Annotated in this window: 15 protein-coding genes; 12 read left to right on the plus strand and 3 right to left on the minus strand. The window is 68.5% G+C overall.

Annotated features, from left to right (window positions below):
* Positions 1-3 precede the first annotated feature (3 nt).
* Together OMP43_RS19745 and OMP43_RS19750 are read left to right on the plus strand one after the other, a co-directional pair.
* Entirely contained in the window at positions 4-1,125 is a 1,122-nt protein-coding gene (locus OMP43_RS19745; RefSeq protein ID WP_280281265.1) for an AraC family transcriptional regulator, read from the plus strand.
* A gap of 13 nt (positions 1,126-1,138) precedes the next feature.
* Positions 1,139-2,383 (plus strand): MFS transporter, encoded by a 1,245-nt coding sequence (locus OMP43_RS19750; RefSeq protein ID WP_280281266.1) that lies wholly within the window; start codon positions 1,139-1,141, stop codon positions 2,381-2,383.
* On the opposite strand, the gene OMP43_RS19755 is transcribed toward OMP43_RS19750, so the two are convergent.
* Positions 2,380-3,819 carry a D-aminoacylase gene (locus OMP43_RS19755; RefSeq protein ID WP_280281267.1) on the minus strand — a complete coding sequence of 480 codons (1,440 nt, stop codon included), beginning with the start codon at positions 3,817-3,819 and terminating at the stop codon, positions 2,380-2,382. The two genes, OMP43_RS19750 and OMP43_RS19755, sit on opposite strands and share 4 nt — an antisense overlap.
* Positions 3,816-4,430, minus strand: a complete 615-nt coding sequence (locus OMP43_RS19760; RefSeq protein WP_280281268.1) for an FMN-binding negative transcriptional regulator — start codon at positions 4,428-4,430, stop codon at positions 3,816-3,818. Before OMP43_RS19760 ends, OMP43_RS19755 begins: the two co-directional genes overlap by 4 nt.
* A gap of 150 nt (positions 4,431-4,580) precedes the next feature.
* Here OMP43_RS19760 and OMP43_RS19765 point away from each other — a divergent pair, with 150 nt between their 5' ends.
* The 4 genes from OMP43_RS19765 to OMP43_RS19780 all read left to right on the plus strand — a co-directional run bounded on the left by OMP43_RS19765 (position 4,581) and on the right by OMP43_RS19780 (position 8,329).
* Complete coding sequence (locus tag OMP43_RS19765; protein ID WP_280281269.1) at positions 4,581-5,582, plus strand: dipeptide epimerase; 1,002 nt, start codon at positions 4,581-4,583, stop codon at positions 5,580-5,582.
* A 97-nt stretch (positions 5,583-5,679) separates the two neighbouring features.
* Positions 5,680-6,768: a prolyl aminopeptidase gene (pip, locus tag OMP43_RS19770; protein ID WP_280281270.1), complete on the plus strand. Its 1,089-nt coding sequence runs from the start codon at positions 5,680-5,682 to the stop codon at positions 6,766-6,768.
* A 258-nt stretch (positions 6,769-7,026) separates the two neighbouring features.
* Complete coding sequence (locus OMP43_RS19775; protein WP_280281271.1) at positions 7,027-7,599, plus strand: hypothetical protein; 573 nt, start codon at positions 7,027-7,029, stop codon at positions 7,597-7,599.
* A 61-nt stretch (positions 7,600-7,660) separates the two neighbouring features.
* Positions 7,661-8,329, plus strand: a complete 669-nt coding sequence (locus tag OMP43_RS19780; RefSeq protein ID WP_280281272.1) for a hypothetical protein — start codon at positions 7,661-7,663, stop codon at positions 8,327-8,329.
* Positions 8,330-8,349: 20 nt separating this feature from the next.
* Here OMP43_RS19780 and OMP43_RS19785 read toward each other — a convergent pair whose 3' ends face one another.
* Positions 8,350-8,628, minus strand: a complete 279-nt coding sequence (locus OMP43_RS19785; RefSeq protein ID WP_243857122.1) for a helix-turn-helix transcriptional regulator — start codon at positions 8,626-8,628, stop codon at positions 8,350-8,352.
* A 332-nt stretch (positions 8,629-8,960) separates the two neighbouring features.
* Between OMP43_RS19785 and OMP43_RS19790 the strand changes: the two genes are divergently transcribed.
* From OMP43_RS19790 to OMP43_RS19815, 6 genes are all read left to right on the plus strand, one after another.
* Positions 8,961-9,095: a hypothetical protein gene (locus OMP43_RS19790; protein ID WP_280281273.1), complete on the plus strand. Its 135-nt coding sequence runs from the start codon at positions 8,961-8,963 to the stop codon at positions 9,093-9,095.
* A 36-nt stretch (positions 9,096-9,131) separates the two neighbouring features.
* Entirely contained in the window at positions 9,132-9,803 is a 672-nt protein-coding gene (locus OMP43_RS19795) for a response regulator (RefSeq protein WP_280281274.1), read from the plus strand.
* Between the two features lie 20 nt (positions 9,804-9,823).
* Positions 9,824-11,185 carry a HAMP domain-containing sensor histidine kinase gene (locus tag OMP43_RS19800; RefSeq protein ID WP_280281275.1) on the plus strand — a complete coding sequence of 454 codons (1,362 nt, stop codon included), beginning with the start codon at positions 9,824-9,826 and terminating at the stop codon, positions 11,183-11,185.
* A 124-nt stretch (positions 11,186-11,309) separates the two neighbouring features.
* Positions 11,310-11,969: a response regulator transcription factor gene (locus tag OMP43_RS19805; RefSeq protein WP_280281276.1), complete on the plus strand. Its 660-nt coding sequence runs from the start codon at positions 11,310-11,312 to the stop codon at positions 11,967-11,969.
* Positions 11,966-13,336 carry an ATP-binding protein gene (locus OMP43_RS19810; RefSeq protein WP_280281277.1) on the plus strand — a complete coding sequence of 457 codons (1,371 nt, stop codon included), beginning with the start codon at positions 11,966-11,968 and terminating at the stop codon, positions 13,334-13,336. The genes OMP43_RS19805 and OMP43_RS19810 overlap by 4 nt, the downstream gene beginning before the upstream one ends.
* 69 nt (positions 13,337-13,405) lie before the next feature.
* Entirely contained in the window at positions 13,406-14,656 is a 1,251-nt protein-coding gene (locus tag OMP43_RS19815; RefSeq protein WP_280281278.1) for an efflux RND transporter periplasmic adaptor subunit, read from the plus strand.
* The last annotated feature ends 2 nt before the right edge of the window (positions 14,657-14,658 follow it).

Consider the following 14,658-nt stretch of genomic DNA (forward strand, 5'->3'; position numbering starts at 1 on the left):
GTCATGACCGATCCGCCGCCGCCCGAAATCCTTTCCCGCAGCCTGCACGACATGCTGGCGCAGCTGCGCGACCCGGCCGCCGCGGAGGGACTCTCGACGCGCAAGGCGGACGGCTGGAGCCATCCGACGCCCGGCGGCCTCGGTTTCCGCTACGAGTATGACAGCAATGTCGCCAAGGGCGGCTGGGAATTCTACGAGCTGCACAACGGCGTCTGCGTCGCCCTGGTCAACATGGTGGCGCGCCGCCAGCTCGCCCGCAGCCACCGGTGCGACGACTATCTCGCCTTGTCCGCGGTGCTCAACGGCAATGTCCGGCTTACCGATGCCGCCGGCACCGATGGCGAGCTCGCCGACGGCTATTGCACCATCTATGGCACGGGCGGCGGGCGCAGCTTCGACACCGTCTATGCGGCGGGCGACCATCTGCGCTGGGTGACCCTGTATTTCGAGCGCGGGCGCTTCTTCGAGCTGACCGGACTGACCGATAGCGACATCCCGGCCGACCTTGCCCAGTATATCCGCGACGGCGGCGACTATCCGGTCCGCAACGTGCCGCTGTCGGAGCTTGCCTCGCTCACCGCGCACCAGCTCATCTCGCCGCCCTTCGCCCGCGCCTTTCGCGGCGCGTTCATGTCCGCCAAGGCGCTGGAGCTGGCCTGCCACATCCTCTTTGGCCTGTCCCAGCCGGACAGCGAGCAGTTCGGCGGCCGGTTCGAGGCGGAGGACCATCGCCGGCTCAAGCGCGCGATGCAGATCATCCGCGACAATATCGACCAGCAGATCAGCATCCACGAGATCGCCGAAATGGTGGGAATGACGCGCCATCGCCTGCAGATCGGCTTCCGCATGATCTATGGCGAGACGGTGGGTCGCATCCGCGACAAGCTGCGCATGGAGCTGGCGCTCGACCTCATCCGCGACTCGAAGATGTCGATGATGGAGATCGCGCTGGAGACCGGATATGAACATGCGGCGAGCTTCACGCGCGCCTTCAAGGCCGCATTCGGGGTCTCGCCGATCCAGATGCGCAAGGTGGCGAATGACGAGCTGCGCGTGCGGCACCTCGCCTCCAGTCTGAAGCGCGGCGCCAGGCCGGCGAGCGATGGGGAAAGCGATGAGGGCTGAGGGGCGCGGGGCCATGATCCCGCGAAGCGCGATCGTGCTGCTGCTGAGCGCGATCTACGCGGTCAATTACATCGACCGGCAGATCCTCGCGATCATCCTGGAGCATATCAAGCACGAGTTCCAGGTGTCCGACACGCTGCTCGGGCTGCTGGTCGGGCCGGCCTTCGCCCTGTTCTACGCGACGCTGGGCATGCCGATCGCGCTGGCCGCCGACCGGATGAGCCGCTCGCGGATCATCATCGCCTCGCTCGCCTGCTTCAGCGCGATGACGCTGGCGTGCGGGCTGGTCGCGCGTTTCTGGCAGCTCGTCGTCGCGCGGATGCTGACGGGTGTCGGCGAAGCCGGCACCGGCCCGGCCTCGCAATCGATCATCTCCGATCTCTACGGTCCGTCCGAACGGGCGACGGCGCAGGCCATCTACGCCACCGGCGTCAATGTCGGGCTGATGATCGCCTTTTTCGCAGGCGGCTGGATCGCCGATGCCTATGGGTGGCGCGCGGCCTTCATCGCCGCCGGCCTGCCCGGCCTGCTGCTGACTCTGCTGGCAATGGCGGTCCTGCGCGATCCGCCCCGGCCCGCGCCCGCGCAATCGCCCTCCCCCGCCACCGTGCGGCTCGGCTTCCTTTGGCGGCAGCGCTCCTATCGCTACATCGTGCTGGGAACCGCGATGAGCGCCTTTTCCGGCTATGGCATCACTGCGTTCGTGCCCGCCTTCCTGATCCGCTCGCATGGCATGGGGTCGACCGAGGTGGGCCTGATCTTCGCGTTGATCGTGGGGTTGGGCGGCGGGCTGGGCACCTATGCCTCGGGCCGCTTCGCCGACATCGCGGCGCGGCGCGGCGGCATCCATCGCAACCTGCTGGCGCCGGCCATCGCCGCTCTCATCTCGATACCCTTCTGGGTGCCGTTCTTCCTGGCCGGCAATGTCGCGGTGGCGATCGCGGCGGCGGTCATTCCCGTCTCGCTCAGCGCCGCGTTCATCGGCCCGTGCATCGCGACGATCCAGACGATCACGCCGTCGCCAATGCGCGCGCGCGCCGCCGCGATCCAGCTGTTCGTCGGCAATCTGATCGGCCTCGGCCTCGGCCCGCTGGTGATCGGCGTGCTGAGCGACCTGCTGCGGCCGGTGTTCGGCGCGGACTCGCTGCGATACGCTATGTTCGCCGGCGTGGCCGCCGCGGTTGCCTCGATCCCCTTCTACCTGGTCGCCGCGCGCCATGTGCCGGAGGATCTGGAGCGGCTGGGCCGGCGCGACTAGCTTCCGCGCTTCAGCAGCCGCCCGGCACAGATGCCGGTCACGCCCTTCGCCTCGCCATAGGCGAGCCGCCCATTGACCCATGTCGCGACGACACCCGCCGACAATCGGGTCGGCGCGGCGAAATCGGCGCGGTCGATGATGCGCGCGGGGTCGAACAGCGTGAGATCGGCATGGGCACCCTCCGCCACGATCCCGCGCCCGGCTATCCCGAAGGTCTCCGCGGTCAGCCCGGTCATCTTGCGGATGGCGGTCTCGAGCGGGAACAGCCCCATGTCGCGGGCATAATGACCCAGCACGCGCGGGAAGGTGCCCCACAGGCGCGGATGGGGCCGCTCGTCGTGCGGCAGGCCGTCGCTGCCGATCATCGTCAGCCGGTGCGCCATGATCCGGCGCACCTCGCCCTCGTCCATCGAGAAATAGACCGCCCCCGCCGGCACCAGCCGCGATGCCGCCTCGCCCAGCGAGACCTGCCACTCCGCGGCGATCGCCGCGAGCGACTGCCCGGCGCGGTCCGGGTGCGGCACGGACCAGCTCACCACCGTCTCGATATCGGGGCGCACCCATTCGGGGCGCAGCACGGTGCTGGAGGCGCAATAGGGATAGACGTCCAGCCCGATGGGATGATGCGCCGCACAGGCATCGATCATCGCCAGCGTGGCGTGTGACTTGCCGAAATTCTCCGGCGCGGTGCATTTGTGGTGGCTGACGATGATCGGCAGGCCGCCCGACACGCCGATCTCGATCGCCTCCGCGACGGCCGCCTCCACCGCGTTCCCCTCGTCGCGCAGATGCGTGACATAGAGCCCGCCCCGCCCCGCCGCGCACCGGGCGAGCGCGACCAGCTCGGCCATCTCCGCGCCGCCGCCGGGCGCGTACCACAGGCCGGTGGACAGCCCCGCCCCGCCCTGGTCGAGCGCCTCGGCCAGCCGCGCCTCCATCCGCGCCACCTCCGCCGGCGTCGCCGCGCGCGCGGTATCGCCGCCCATCGCCTCGATCCGGATCGGCATGTGGCCGACCAGCGCCAGCGCGTTCACGGCCGGCGGGGATTCCGCCAGTTGCCCGGCATAGGCGGCGAAACTGGGGAAGCGCCACCAGCGCGCGTCTCCCAGCAGGTCGAGCGGCGCGGGCGGGCGACTGTCGAACGCGACCGGGGAGAGGCTGATCCCGCAATTGCCGACGATCACCGTGGTGACTCCCTGCGAAAGCTTGCACAGCATCGCCTCCGCCCCGCCCAGGATCAGCCGGTCGTCATGCGTGTGCGCATCGATGAAGCCCGGCGCGAGTACCAGCCCCGTCGCGTCGACCTCCTCCCGCGCCGCGCCGATGCTTCCGCCGATCGCGGCGATCCGGTCCCCTTCCACCGCGACGTCCGCGACGATGCCCGGGGCACCGGTGCCGTCGATCACCAGCGCACCGCGAATGGCGAGGTCGATCACGATTCCGCCCCCAGCCGTTCGGCGTTCATGGCCTCCACCCAGCGGATCAGTGCGTCTTCCTCCAGATGATCGAGCGTCTCGCGCACCACTGCCGGCGGCTCGTCCTGAGCAAGCTTGAACCGGGCATCGACCTTCACGACCTTCGCCGTGAACCCGATCACCCGGTCGCGCAGCGCGGCATAGCGATGGGCGATCTCCGCCACCCGCCAGCGTTCCGGGCGGCCCTGCTCCATCTGGTGGACCAGCAGGTTGAGCGCGCGGTCGGTCAGATCCTCGCGCAGCGTGACATCGGCGGTGAGCGTCGCGTTGACATAGATCCAGGTCGGCGCCGAATCCCGGTCGGCATACCAGCTCGGCGAGACATAGGCATTCGGCCCCTGGAACAGGATCGCCGCGCGCGGCCGCTCGCCCAGCCGCGCCACCAGCGGGTTCGTGCGCGCCATATGGCCGAGCAGCAGCATCTCGCCCTCCTCGGGCGGCAGCGCCAGCAGCGGCAGCTGGCTGCTCAGCACCTCGCCCGCCGGATCGACGCTCACCAGCCAGGCCAGCGGAGCGGTGCGCAGCAGCGTGGCGATATCCTCCGGCGAACGGGGCGCGAAAGGCGAATGCACTCGATGTTTCTCCGGATACCAGGACGGGGAGACAGCCACATCGCGCCGGACGCCGCTTTGCAATCCGACCCGCGAATTCGCGAAACCGCGCACCGGACTGCAAAGCCGGCCCGCTCCGCGCCTCTATGCCGGCGGCGTGGAGGAACCGCGATGAAGATCGAAGCGCGAACCGAGCAATGGGAGATGGCGGAGCCGTTCCGCATCTCCGGCGAGACATTCACCCATGCCGAGATCGCCCTGGTCACGATCGAGGATCGCGGCGTCATCGGCCGCGGCGAGGCGTGCGGCGTCTATTATCGGGGCGACACCTCGGCGCGGATCGTCGAGCAGGTGACGCGGCTCGCGCCCATCCTCGCGGACGGCATCGATCGCGCCGAGCTCCAGCGCCTGCTGCCGGCCGGAGGCGCGCGCAACGCGCTCGACGCGGCGCTGTGGGAAGTCGAGGCCGGCCACGCCGGAAAGCCGGTATGGCAGCTCGCCGGCCTCCCCGGGGCGCGACCGCTGCCCACCGTCTTCACCATCGGCATCGCTTCCCCGGGGGAAATGGCACGCAAGGCGGCAGGCATGGCGCATGCCCGCCAGATCAAGCTGAAGCTGGAAGGCGATGGCGAGGATGGAGAGCGAGTTCGCGCGGTCCGCGCCGCCCGCCCCGACGTCGCGATCGCCGTGGACGGGAACCGGGGTTTCGATCCGGATGCGCTCGGCGCGCTCATGCCGGCATTGCGTTCCGCCGGCGTGACGCTGATCGAGCAGCCTTTCGCGATCGGGCGGGACGCGGACCTGCGCCATATCGACCGCGCGATCCCGATCGCGGCGGACGAGAGCGTTCAGGACAGCGACGATCTCGAGGGGCTGATCGGGCTGGTCGACCTCGTCAACATCAAGCTCGACAAGTGCGGCGGCCTCACCCACGCGCTCGCGATGGAACAGGCGGCGCGCCGGATGGGCTTCGGAGTCATGGTCGGCAACATGACCGGCACCAGCTGGTCGCAGGCGCCCGCCTTCATCCTCGGCCAGCGCTGCGACCTTTGCGATCTGGATGGCCCCACTTTCCTCGCCCGGGATCGCGCCCCGGGCGTTCGCTATGCTGACGGACTGATCCATTGCCCGGACGATATCTGGGGCGGCGGACGCGCGCGCGCGCCACGATAACGGACGCGGGACATGCGCCTGTACCGGCGCGCCGACCGAGGATAGAGCCGGCACTTGGCCCCGCGTCGCACATCGCCCCAACTTACGGGAAACGGACATGGATTTCTCCCAGCTCCAGCGCACCAGCAAGATCGTCGACGAATGGCGCTATCCGGCGGCGGAAGCGCGGAGCAGCGGGCTGCTGCAGGTCGACCATGATCCCGATCATCGCCTCTATTGGGAGGAATATGGCAACCCGGCCGGCGAGCCGGTCATCGTGCTCCATGGCGGCCCGGGCGGCGCGTGCGCGCCGGTCATGGCACGCTATTTCGATCCCGAACGCTACCGGATCGTCCTTTTCGACCAGCGCGGCTGCGGCAGGAGCGAGCCGACCGTCGCGGCCGCCGGCCCGGCGATCGCGCTCGCCAACAACACCACCCCGCATCTGATCGAGGACATCAACCGCCTGCGCGCCGCGCTCGGCATCGCCGGCAGGATGCATGTGTTCGGCGGCAGCTGGGGCAGCACGCTGGCAATGGCCTATGCGATCGCGCACCCGCACCACTGCGCCAATCTGATCCTGCGCGGCATCTTCCTGGGCGCCGCGGAGGATCTCGACTTCATGTATCAGGGCAATGCGGCGACGTTCGAGGATGCGCCCTTCGCCCTCACTGCGCCGGGCGCCTATGTGAGCTATCCCGAAGCCTGGCGCCGCTTCCTCGCCCCGATCGCCCCGGCCGAACGCGGCGACGTGATGAAAGCCTATAAGGCGATCTTCGACAGCGTACCATCGACCCAGGAGGAGCGCGCGCGGCAGCTGGCGGCGGCGCTGGCCTGGTCGGTATGGGAAGGCACCATCTCCAATGCGATCCCCGACGTCGACGACAGCGGGAAGTTCGGGGAAGACGTGTTCGCCCTGTCCTTCGCGCAGATCGAGGCGCATTTCTTCGCCAACCGGCTGTTCCTGGAGCCGGATCACCTCATCCGCAACGCCGCGACGCTGGCGAGCATCCCGGTGCACATCGTCCATGGCAGGTTCGATCTCGTCTGTCCGCTGACCCAGGCCTCGCGACTCGCCGCGGCGCTCGGGGAAGCCGGCACCGATCCCGCGACCTTCGTGGTGACGAATGCGGGACACAGCGCAATGGAACGGGAGAACGCGCTCGCGCTGACGGCGATCATGGACGGCCTGCCTCCGCTCGGCTGATGTTCGGCCGGATCGGAATCGATCGGCGAACACCCGCCGCGAATCTCTGTAAGCTTCCGTAACCTGCTGTAAGGAAAAACATTTCCTTGGCGGCACGCTTTCCGCACGGCCGATCCCCTACGGCAAATCCCCCACGAGCTAGCATGTTGGAGCATCATACGGCGGGAGGCATCGGGCGGGCTCCGCCGGATAGCTGTAAGCCTGTCCCCATGTCCTAATCCGGGCACCAGCAGTCGCTGGCACGGTAGGAGATGTATGATGAAGATTATTGCAATCGGCGCAGCAGCCCTGGCGGTACTCACGGCCGCTCCGGCCCTCGCCCAATCGTCGGGCTCCGGCAATATCGGCGGAGGCATCGGCGTGGGTGTCGGCGGCTTCACGAATGGCGGCATCAACACCGACTCGCTGAGCAGCACCAGCACGAGCGGGATCAGCGGAAGCATCAACAACGAGCTGTCGGCGTCGTCCGGCAGCGGCTTCGGCGGTACGATGAACATCAACAGCCTGCCCGGCGGCACCAGCTATGCCGTGGTCGGCGGAGTCGGCGACGCCGGCACCTCGATCACCTCCAGCGTGAGCCCCTCGGGCGTCGGATCGATCACCAGCAACAGCTATAATGGCGGTGTCTATGGCGGCCTGACCCATGGGAACGCCGCTCTGAGCATGCAGGTGATGAACTTCGGCGAGAGCGCCGGCGACTATAAGTTCAACGCCAACTTCAATGCGTCCAACACCACCAATGTGAACGCAGCGAGCATCGACTGGAACGCCGCGGGAGCGGTGGGACTGGTCGGGTTCGGGTTCGGCTCGCTCGGCTGGACCGTCGAATAGGAGGCTTACAGGCGGGGCGGCAGGTGCCGTCCCGCCTCCCTTTCCGTTCAGGAGTTCGATCATGAAGCACCTAGCAGTCGCGGCGACCCTCGTCCTGATGGTCAGTGCCACAGCCGCCAACGCCCAGCAGACGGCGACGGATAACGCCTCGTCCAATAGCGCGGTGACCGTCGAGGCGATCACCGGCCCGGTCAGCCAGACCCCGGCCCACGAGACCGTCACCTATAGCGGGCATGAGTGGACCACCCCGAGCGTCCAGGGCAGCTATTTCGCCGGCGCCAATCCCTGCCTCATCGGCACGGGCGGCGGCATTGCGGGCGGGCCGATCGGGATCAACCTCAATTTCGGCCGCAGCGACGAAGGGTGTACGCGCAGGTCCGATGCCGCAGCATGGCACGCGATGGGCTTCGACAATGTCGCGGTTGCCCGGATGTGCCAGGATCGCAAGAGCGCCGATGCCTTCTTCGCCGCCACGGGCACCACTTGCCCCGGCGCCGATCCCGGCCGCTATCGCGCCGCCGATGGCAGCAAGGCGCCGATGGCCATGCTCGTCGCGAACAGCCGCGCGATCCCCGGAAACCCCAATGCCGGGCCGGTGGACCTGAGCAATCCGGCGGTACAGGCCGCCATCCACGAGGAAGCCGCGCGCCTGGCACGCACGAACGCCTTCGCGCCGCAAGCGCCCAAGGGGATGCTTCCGCCGCCGCCGCCGCCGCTGCCCCAGCAATAGGGGCGGCAACGGGCCTTGTCTCAACCGGCAATGATGAAGGGAATGTCGAGATGACCTTGGAGACCGAACCGGAACGCCAGCTGGATCATATGGGCGCGGTTACGGGCACGAAGCTTCAGGCGAATATTCTCGACGTGACGATCCACGGTCTTCGGACTGATCTCGAGCCGTCTGGCGATTTCCTTCGCACAGAAACCGCCGGCGGCGAGATCGAGTACCTGCAGTTCGCGTGGAGTGAGGTGGTCATAGGAATGCGCTCGTTCTTCCATGGTGCATTCTCCGATACTGGCCTCGCGCATGGCGCTTCCCTGAAATCCAAGCCATGCGGAAACTCGGCCCAATCCTCGTGGCCGAGGCTGCTTACGCCAACCTTACGGGCAGATGTCGGCCAACTGGGCGCTGTCTCAAATCCGCACAGGCCCCGCGCGGCGTTTGTCGGGGCCATGGTCGGGGAATGGCGGATTTCCGCGTCATCCGGCCTTGCCGGGCACTCGGATGCCTAGGGAGTTTTCCGGAGGCCAGCGGCGGCCCCGTCACCATGCGAAGCCGCTTGTCCACACGGGACAAGGCTACGATAGTCGTCGCCATGAGGTACGCGCCATCCTGTCCAGCAATGGGACAGAGGAAAGCCGTGGCGAAGGCGATGATCCGGCACGGCCGCATGGATACCGATCCAGCGCTTCCGACCGACCATGCGCTTGCCGATACCTTCACCGAGGATCCTGACGGCATTCTTGCCCCCGACATGTTCGGAGACGGATCCTGACCATAGGCGGCCCCTGGCCGCGACGGAGCGAGTTAGATGCGCTTGCTGATCGTAGAGGATGATGCGGAACTGGCCCATGCGATGGTTTCGGCATTCGCGAAGCGCGACGTGCGCTGCGATCTGGCCAGAACCGCGGGCGATGCCGAGCTTCTGATCCAGACCATCAACTATGCGGCGATCATCCTCGATCTCGGCCTCCCGGACGAGAATGGCCTCGCCTTGTTGCGGCGCCTGCGCGGGTATAAACGCATGGAACCAATTCTCGTGCTGACGGCGCGTGGCGAGGGTGAGATGCGTGTCCAGGGACTGGATAGCGGTGCCGACGACTATATCGTCAAACCATTCCTCTTTCCCGAGCTGCACGCCCGGATCTGCGCGGTGCTTCGCCGGCAGGGCGGCTATGTCGAGCATCTCCTCGCCGTGGGGGACCTGTCCCTGGACACCCGGACGCGCGAAGTGCGGGTGGGCGGCGAACCCGCCGACTTTTCGGAGCGCGAGGCCGAACTGCTGGAGCTGCTGATGCGGCGCTCCGGCCATGTCCTTTCCAAGCGCGTCATCGAGGATCAGCTGTTCGGCTCGGGAGACATGCTCGGCTCGAACGCAGTGGAAGTATATATCCACCGGATTCGACGAAAACTGGACGGCTTCGCGGCGCAGGTCAGGCTCAAGACCGTACGCGGAATCGGCTATATATTGATGAACTCGTGAGGGTTCGCGCGCCGAGATCGATGTTCTGGCAGCTGCTCCTGGCCCAGGCGATTCTCGTCCTGTCCCTGGCGGTGTTCCTTCCGGTGCTGCTCGGATATCTTCTGAACACGACGGCAGATCAGTTCATTTCGGAGCGGCTGAAGCGCGAGGCACAGGCCATCGCGACGGGCAGGCCCACATGGTGGCAGCAGGCGCGGGGCCCCAGCTTCCAGGGCAGCCTGCGCATCACCGATGCCGGCGCTCTCGACGTCGAGGCCGCCTCGGGCCAGCTGCCCGTCCCCCTTGCCAAGCTCGAACACGGGGACGGCCCGATATTCTTCAAATATGGCCGCTACGACGTGCTCACGCTCCCGGTCTCGCAGGCGGGGCGTCCGGAATGGATCGTCGTCGCCCAGAATCGCACCTATCCGAACCATATCGTCGATAATGTAGTTACATCGTTCCTCGAGCGTTTCATCTGGGTCGTTCCGGCCTCGCTGCTGGCCTCGCTGCTCATCGGGCTGCTGATCCTCGGCCGGGTGACGGGCCGGTTCCGGCGCACGGCCAGCCAGGCCGATGCGATCGGCCTGGATCATATCGGCCATCGTCTGGAGCCGGCGAGCGTGCCGCTGGAGGCCGTTCCCCTTGTCCACGCGACCAATCGCGCCCTTGACCGCCTGGAGGCCGGCTATCGCTTCCAGGGCGAGTTCATCGGCAATGTCGCGCATGAACTGCGCACGCCGCTGGCGCTCATCTCGCTACGCCTCGAGGCGCTGGATCCCTCTCCCGAACGCGACGCCGTGCAGCTGGGGGTCGAGCGGGCCAATCGCGTGATCCAGCAGCTGATGGACCTGGCGATCGTGGATCGCCATCACCGCAAGGTCGAGAGCTTCGACCCCGTGGCGCTCGCCGGCGAGGTGGTCAGCGTGATGGCGCCGCTCGCGCTGCACCGGGATCACGACATCGATTTCACGGCGCCCGCAGGCCAGCATGCCTGGGTCGAAGGGATAATCGGCCTGGTGCAGATCGCGCTGACGAACCTGATCGACAACGCCGTCCGCCACACGCCGGCAGGCTGCACCGTGTCCGTTCGGGTCGAACCGGACGGCAGCATGATCGTGGCGGATGACGGCCCCGGCTTTGCCGTCGAGACCCTGGCCAACCAGACGAAGCGCTACCGGAAAGAGGGAACCAATCGAACCGACAGCGCCGGCCTGGGGCTGTCCATCGTCGAACGGATCATGGCGGTCTGTGGCGGTTCGCTAGAGATCGACAATATCGTGCCGAACGGAACCCGGTGCGTCGTGAGGCTCCGGGCGTCGCCCCCTCCCCCGGGCATGGCCGCTTCCGAAGCGCCCGCGAGGCCGCGCGGGAAGAAGGCATGGAGGCCGGCGCCGAAATGATGGCCCCTTCCGCAGCCAGGACGGGTTCCGCCGGGGCCGGATGATCGCCCTCCCCGCCGGTCTGGATCGGTCCGGCGTGCCGCGCTAGGCTGGCCCGGAGCCACCCGGCAACGAAACGAAGATCATGGCGCGCCTACTCCTCATCGAAGATGATGCCCCCCTGGGCCGCGGCATGCGGGCCGCGCTGGAGGATGCCGGCCATGCGGTCGATTGGGCCAGGACCGGCGAGGAGGCGTTGCTGGCGTGCCGCAGCGAGGCCTATGGCGTCGTCCTGCTGGATCTCGGCCTCCCCGACGTCTCCGGGCTGGAAGTCCTGCGCGAGCTCAGGAGCGAGAACCGGCTCGTCCCGGTCATCGTCATCACCGCGCAGGACCGCATCACCCAGCGCATTGCGGGGCTGGATGCCGGTGCCGACGACTATCTGGTCAAGCCGCTGGATATCGATGAGCTGACCGCGCGCGTCCGCGCCCAGCTGCGCCGGCGCGACGGACGCGGATCCGATCTGCTCGTCGTCCGCGACGTGGCGCTCGACCTGGGAGGGCGCACCGTCCGGCTGCGCGACCAGCCGGTCGCGCTCACCGCTAAGGAATTCCGGATAGCGGCCCTCCTCATGCGCCGGGCGGGCCGCTTCGTCAGCAAGGCGGAACTCGAAGCGGCGCTGTACGATCAGGATCAGTATATCGAGAGCAATACGGTGGAGGTCGCCATCTCGGCGCTCCGGCGCAAGCTGGAGCGGGACTTCATCGTCACCGCGCGCGGGCTCGGCTACATGGTCGCGAAATGAAGGGAAGGATCGGCCGCTCCCTCACCGGCGCGCTCTATGTCCGCACGCTGCTTCTGGTCGCGGTGACCGGCATGCTTATGGCAGGAGTGCTGTTCGCGATCGTGCGCGCCGACATCAACCAGCGCGCGGACCAGCAGCTGATCACCGCGACGCACGTGCTCCACCTGCTCATGCGGGAGGAGTTCACGGGGGACGATCCCAATTCGCGGGTGAGCCACGACACGCCCTATCGCCGGCTGCTCAGCGACGAGGATCTCAGCGCATTCCGCGCCTCGGCCGCGTGGCGCCAGTTCGCCGTCTATCATTTCGGCATCCTGACGGTGCCGCCGACGCGCGGCGATGTCGGGAAGGGCGTGGCCGCGATACCCGGGTTTCGCACCTTCAGCGTCGGCACCGACAAATGGCGCAGCTACGGCCTTGCGGTTCCCGAGCAACGGCTGCTGATCGTGGTGGCGGAGCCGATGCAGGCGCGGGCGGGGCTGATCCTGCGCGTCGGCGAGCAGCTGATCGGTCCGATCATGCTCCTGATCCTCGGCAGCGCGGTGCTGCTATGGCTCACGCTGCGCCGCGGGCTGTCGGCGGTGCAGCAGCTCAGCGCCACGCTCGGCAGCCGGTCCGCGGCCGAGCTGAAGCCGCTGCACCTCCACACCATGCCGAGCGACCTGGCACCGATCGTCGCCGCGCTGAACGGCCTGCTCGCGCGGGTGCGCGCCGCGATCGAGCACGAACAGGCCTTTGCCGACCAGGCCGCGCACCAATTGCGCACCCCGCTCGCCGCGCTGAAGCTGCGAGCCCAGCTGCTGCTGCGACGCGCGGCGCCCGACTCCGAGGAGCATGCGGCGCTTTCCGATCTGCTGGAGAGCGTGGATCGCGGCAGCGACACGATCACCCAGATGCTGCAGCTCGCCCGGCTCGACGCGACGGCGCTGACCCGGGAACCGGTCGACCTGCGCGAGCTGGCAAGCGAAGTCATCGCCGATCGGGCGCTGTTCGCGGCGCGGGCCGGTGCCGACTTCTCGCTGACGGCTCCCGACGTCGCCATCGCATCGACCGACCCGACGCCGTTGCGGGTGGCGCTTGCGACGATCATCGACAATGCCGTGGAGCATGCGGCAAGCGGCGGCACGATCGATGTGGAGATCCGCGCCGTTTCCGGGCGGCTGGCGCTGGTCGTGAGCGACCGCGGCCCCGGCATGCATCCCGAGCGCCTGTCGGGACCGACGGGCCGGGACGGCGATCCCCACCCCGGCGGGGGCCTGGGCCTGGCGATCGCCCGGCGGGCCGTGACCGTGCTGGGCGGCGAGCTGCGGCTCGAGAACCGCGGCGACGGGCCGGGGCTGCGGGCGACGATTTTCCTGCCGGATTGATCTCCGGCATCAGTTTCGCATCAGCTTCGCGATCTATCGGCGGCGCATCTCTTGCCGTTCGAGGTGGCCTTGACCGAAACTGCCCTGCCCGCGCAATCGCCTGACGCGCTGCCCCGCAAGCGGCAGGCAGCCTATGTGCTGGCCGGCGCGGCGATCCTGATCGCAGTCATCGTGCTGACGTCGCTGCTGCACCAGCAGGATCCCGATCCGGCGGAGGCGCCCGGCGAACCCGGCATCTTCCAGGCGACCCCGGATCAATATGCCGCCATGGAGATCCGCGCGGTGGGAACCGCGGCGGACGGCGCCACTCTCCGCGCGACCGGCACCATCTCGGTCGACGAGGACCGTTCCACGCCGGTGCTGCCGCCGCTGACCGGACAGGTGACGCGCGTGTTCGTCGAGGCCGGACAGCGCGTAGCGCGCGGCCAGCCCCTGTTCGAAATTCGATCGACCGAGCGCGCCCAGGGCGCCAACAGCCTGGTCGCAGCCGCCGCCCAGCGCGATACCGCGCGCGCCCAGCTGGGCATCGCCCAGGGCAATGCCCAGCGCGCGGAACTGATCTACAAGAACGGCGGCGGCGCGCTGCGCGACTATCAGCAGGCCAAGAGCGAGCTGGTCGCCGCGCAGGCGGCGATGCGCACGGCCGACGCCGCCTATGTGGTGGCGCGCAACCAGATCGCGATTCAGGGCGGCACGCCGGGCGACATCGCCCGCATCGCCGGGGGCGGGCTTGCCGGCAATGCGATCGTGCGCGCGCCGATCGGCGGGATCGTCGCCAGCCGCGCGATCAGCGCCGGCCAGTATCTCGGCGCGGGTGCGGACGGGCCGGCGCTGGTGATCACCGATCCGGCCTCGGTATGGCTGGTGGCCCAGGTGCCCGAGAGCGATGCGGGCCGGGTGCGTGTCGGCGATCAGGTGACGGTGACGACCCCGGCCGCTCCGGGCCGGAGCTTCACCGCACGGGTCCGCATGGTGGGATCCGCGCTCGATCCCAACACCCATCGCCTGCCCGTGCGCGCGGCCATCGCCAATCCGGACGGCGTGCTCAAGCCGCAGATGTTCGCGAGCTTCGCGATCGCCGCGCCGGCAAAGGCGGCGCCAGGCACCGCGCTCGTCGTCCCCGCGCAAGCCGTCATCCGCGAAGGCGACACCGCCCGCGTCTGGGTTGCCCAGCCGGGCCGCCGCCTGGTCGCGCGCAGCGTCACCGTGGCGGAGGGGCCGGGCGACGGCACCATCCGCATCACCGCCGGGCTCCGTGCCGGCGAGCGGATCGTCACCAGGGGCGCCATCTTCGTCAACGAAGCCGGCATTCCGGGCTGATC

It is taken from the genome of Sphingomonas sp. CBMAI 2297 (assembly GCF_029870595.1).
Lineage (GTDB): Bacteria > Pseudomonadota > Alphaproteobacteria > Sphingomonadales > Sphingomonadaceae > Sphingomonas.